Genomic DNA, 3,635 nt, shown 5'->3' with positions numbered 1-3,635 from the left:
GATCTGGGCTTCGCGCGGCTCCACCAGTTGCATGTCGGGGCCGCGGCCGATCTGGCCCGATACATACAGCACCTCGCCCACCAGCACGCCGGGGGCATAACCGATCTTGTCGTAGACGTCTTCCATTCCCTTGGGAATGATGGCCTGGCGCTCGGACATGGGGGTTCCTTATAAGAGATGCAGAAGACGTAAGAGGTATGAGCTCTGATGACGCCTTGATGAAATCAGCCGTTATCACCCGCCGCCACCGGCAATACCGTACCGGTGATATAGCTGGCCTCATCGGAGGCGAGGAAGAGGATGGGCGCGATCTGCTCTTCCAGCGTGGCATAGCGTTTGAAGAAGGTGGAGCTGGTGACCTGCTGCACGGCTTGCTGCATCCACGCCTGTCATCCGGTGGTGGACCTGCGCCTGTTCGGACGACGCAATTTCGCCGGCGGCACGATTGCCATTTCGATCGGCTATGGCGTCTTCTTCGGCAACCTGGTGATCCTGCCGCAATGGCTGCAGCAATACCTGGGCTATCGCTCCATCGACTCGGGGCTCTCGACGGCACCGATCGGCATCTTCGCGGTGATCCTGATGCCCTTGATCGGGCGTTTCCTGCCGCTGGTGGATGCGCGCAAGGTGGCCACCGCCTCCTTCATCGGCTTTGCCATCGTGTTCTGGCTGCGCTCGCGCTACAACCTGCAGGTGGACCAGATGACGGTGATCCTGCCCACGCTCTTGCAGGGCATCCCCACGGCCATGTTCTTCGTGCCGCTGACGGTGCTGTTGCTCTCGGGCCTGCCACCGGAACGCATCCCGGCCGCAGCCGGCCTCTCATCGTTCGTGCGGGTCTTCTGCGGGGCGGTGGGCACCTCGATCTCGACCACTGCCTGGAAAAACCGCAGCATCATGCACCATGCGCAATTGACCGAACATGGCACGCCCTACAGCCCCCTGGCTGCAAGAGACGGTTCAACACATCAGCAGCACCCTGGGACTGAACGCCGAGCAGACCGCCGGGATGCTGGAGCGGACCATCACCTTCCAGGCGCCCATGCTGGGCATCAACGATATCTTCTATGTCTCGGCGGTGATCTTCATCGTCATCATCCCGCTGATCTGGATCATCAAGCCCTCCAAAGGCGGCGCCGGTGCGGCAGAGGCGTCGGCGGCGCACTAGCGCAAGCGCGCCAACCCATGCTGCAAGCGGATGATATCGATCAGCTTGCGCAACGCCGGATGCGCATGGCGCCGGCTGCTGTAGTACATGTGAAAAGGCGCGCTGGGGGCGGCCCATTCTTCCAGGATGGCTTCCAGCGAACCTTCATCGATTTCCTTGCTGATCCTTGCCTCCAGCAGATAGGCGATGCCGACCCCGGCCTTGGCCGCCGCAATGGTGGCGGCCGTATTGTTGATCGTCACCAGACCCGGCACGCGGATACGCTGGCGGTACTTGCCGCGGCCAAACTCCCACTGGTAGCTGGAGTTATCTCCCAACAGCAATTGCAGGCAGGTGTGCTGCTGCAAGTCCTCCAGCGTCAGTGGCCGCCCGTGCCGATCCAGATAGGCCGGCGAAGCCGCCGCCACCCAGCGATGCGCGCGCGTGAGCGGCGCAGTCACCATCCCCTCCGGCACGTAGTGGCCATAGCGAATGCCGGCGTCATAACCTTCGCTGACGATGTCGATGGGCTTGTCATCGACCACGATGGTGAGCTTGACCTTGGGACACTGGCGCACGAACTCGGGAATGGCCGGCTCGATCAACAGATGTGCAGCATCGGCAAACACATTGATGCGCAATTCGCCCAGACTCCCTTCTGCCGAGCTCTCCAACTGACCCAGCGCCAGCGCGATCTGCTCGAAGCCCTGCTCCAGCCTGGCCGCCAGTTCACTACCCGCCGCCGTGGGCGAGATCGCGCGGCTGGAGCGGTACAGCAACTGCGTGGACAGCCGCTCTTCCAAGCGCTTCATGGCATGGCTGGTGGCCGAGGGCGTCAAGCCGAGCTGGATGGCGGCGGCCTTGAAACTGCCGGTGCGCAGGATGGTCACGAACACCCGCAGATCGGAAAATTCGATATGGTCGAGGAGCGACATAGATGAATTCGAATCACTTCAAGAATGAATATGGCTCATCTTAAACCAGCCGCCCTCGCACGTGGTACGCGGTATAAATACGGCTTCATCCATCAGGCATTCACGGAGGACAATCATGAAATCAAGACGCTTTGGCCGCACCGGCGCAGAGGTATCGGAAATCGGCTTTGGCGCCTGGGCCATCGGCGGCTCGTGGGGCGATGTCTCGGCCCAGGATGCCAAGGCCGCGCTGCACGCAGCGCTGGACGCCGGCGTGAGCTTCATCGACACCGCCGATGTCTATGGCGATGGCCGCTCCGAGCAACTGATTGCCCAGGTGCTCAAGGAACGCGGCGGCCCCCGCCCCTTCGTCGCCACCAAGGCCGGACGCCGGCTCTCGCCGCATGTGGCCAGCGGCTACCAGCGCGACAACCTCACTGCCTTCGTCGAACGTTCACTACAGAACCTGGAGGTGGATTGCCTGGACCTGGTACAACTGCACTGCCCGCCCACGGAGGTCTATTACCAGCAGGAAGTGTTCGGCTACATGGATGAGCTGGTAGAAGCCGGCAAGATCCGTCACTACGGCGTCTCGGTCGAAAAAGTCGAAGAAGCCCTGAAGGCCATCGAATACCCCAACGTCAAATCCGTCCAGATCATCTTCAACATCTTCCGCCAACGCCCCATCTCGCTGTTCCTGCAAGAAGCGCAGCGCCGCGACATCGCCGTCATCGCCCGCGTGCCGCTGGCCTCGGGCCTGCTGACCGGCAAGATGAGCGCGCAGACCACCTTTGCCGCCGACGACCATCGCCAGTTCAACCGTCACGGTGAAGCCTTCGATGTCGGCGAGACCTTCTCGGGCGTGCCGTATGAAGTCGCCCTGGCGGCCGTGGAGAAGATCCGCGCGCTGGTGCCGCCAGGCGTGTCGATGGCACAGTTCGCGCTACGCTGGATCCTCATGGAAAGCGGCGTGAGTACCGTCATTCCCGGTGCGCGCAACGTACAGCAGGCACAATCCAACAGTGCGGCCAGCGACTTGCCGCCGCTTGCGCCGGAGGTGATGCAGGCCTTGCGCGAACTCTATCTGCATGACATCGCCCCGCATGTGCATCAACGCTGGTAATCTGTGCGCCCATGCAACGATAACAACCCAAGGACACCATGACACCCATCAAGCTCGCCATTGCCGGCGTCGGCAAAATCGTCTACGACCAACATGCCCCGGCCATCAGCGGCAACCCGGAATTTGAACTGGTCGCCACCGCCAGCCGCAACCACAGCATCGACGGCGTGAGCGCCTACAAGAGCATGGCCGAGATGCTGGCCGCCGCGCCCGAGATCGAGGCCATTTCCCTGTGTATGCCGCCCCAGTATCGCTATGCCGCCGCGCGCCAGGCCATTGCCGCCGGCAAGCATGTGTTCCTGGAAAAGCCGCCCGGCGCCACCCTGTCGGAAGTCGAATCGCTCAAGCACCTGGCCGCCCAGCATGGGGTGACGCTCTTTGCCAGTTGGCACTCGCGCCATGCGCCTGCCGTGCAGGTGGTCAAGCGCCATTTGCAGCAACAGGCCCCGCG

General features: G+C 62.5%; 3 protein-coding genes and 3 pseudogenes. 3 read left to right on the top strand and 3 right to left on the bottom strand.

Annotated features, from left to right (window positions below):
• A pseudogene (locus I5W_RS33420) lies at positions 1-159 on the bottom strand (RidA family protein); the annotation flags it as partial.
• 65 nt (positions 160-224) lie between these two features.
• Positions 225-389 (bottom strand): annotated as a pseudogene (locus I5W_RS29925) (SDR family oxidoreductase); the annotation flags it as partial.
• Between the two features lies 1 nt (position 390).
• Between I5W_RS29925 and I5W_RS14980 the strand changes: the two are divergent.
• Positions 391-1,168, top strand: a pseudogene (locus I5W_RS14980) (MFS transporter); the annotation flags it as partial.
• On the opposite strand, the gene I5W_RS14975 reads toward I5W_RS14980, so the two are convergent.
• Positions 1,165-2,082 carry a LysR family transcriptional regulator gene (locus I5W_RS14975; protein ID WP_017450273.1) on the bottom strand — a complete coding sequence of 306 codons (918 nt, stop codon included), beginning with the start codon at positions 2,080-2,082 and terminating at the stop codon, positions 1,165-1,167. The pseudogene I5W_RS14980 and the gene I5W_RS14975 sit on opposite strands and share 4 nt — an antisense overlap.
• 115 nt (positions 2,083-2,197) lie before the next feature.
• Between I5W_RS14975 and I5W_RS14970 the strand changes: the two genes are divergently transcribed.
• Together I5W_RS14970 and I5W_RS14965 are read left to right on the top strand one after the other, a co-directional pair.
• The gene (locus I5W_RS14970) at positions 2,198-3,184 is read left to right on the top strand and encodes an aldo/keto reductase (protein ID WP_044529828.1); all 987 of its coding nucleotides are present in this window, start codon (positions 2,198-2,200) and stop codon (positions 3,182-3,184) included.
• 38 nt (positions 3,185-3,222) lie between these two features.
• The coding region (locus I5W_RS14965) for a Gfo/Idh/MocA family protein (protein WP_044529827.1) at positions 3,223-3,635 on the top strand (413 nt) is incomplete at its 3' end.

Source organism: Herbaspirillum sp. B65 (genome assembly GCF_000333555.1).
Lineage (GTDB): Bacteria > Pseudomonadota > Gammaproteobacteria > Burkholderiales > Burkholderiaceae_D > Herbaspirillum > Herbaspirillum rubrisubalbicans.
The sequence above is the reverse complement of the archived record's forward strand: the minus strand, read 5'-3'. Positions and strand labels throughout refer to the sequence as shown.

Coding starts and splice junctions, on each gene's coding strand:
- I5W_RS14975 (WP_017450273.1), bottom strand. CDS start 2,082: ATGTCGCTCCTCGACCATATCGAATTTTCCGATCTGCGGGTGTTCGTG.
- I5W_RS14970 (WP_044529828.1), top strand. CDS start 2,198: ATGAAATCAAGACGCTTTGGCCGCACCGGCGCAGAGGTATCGGAAATC.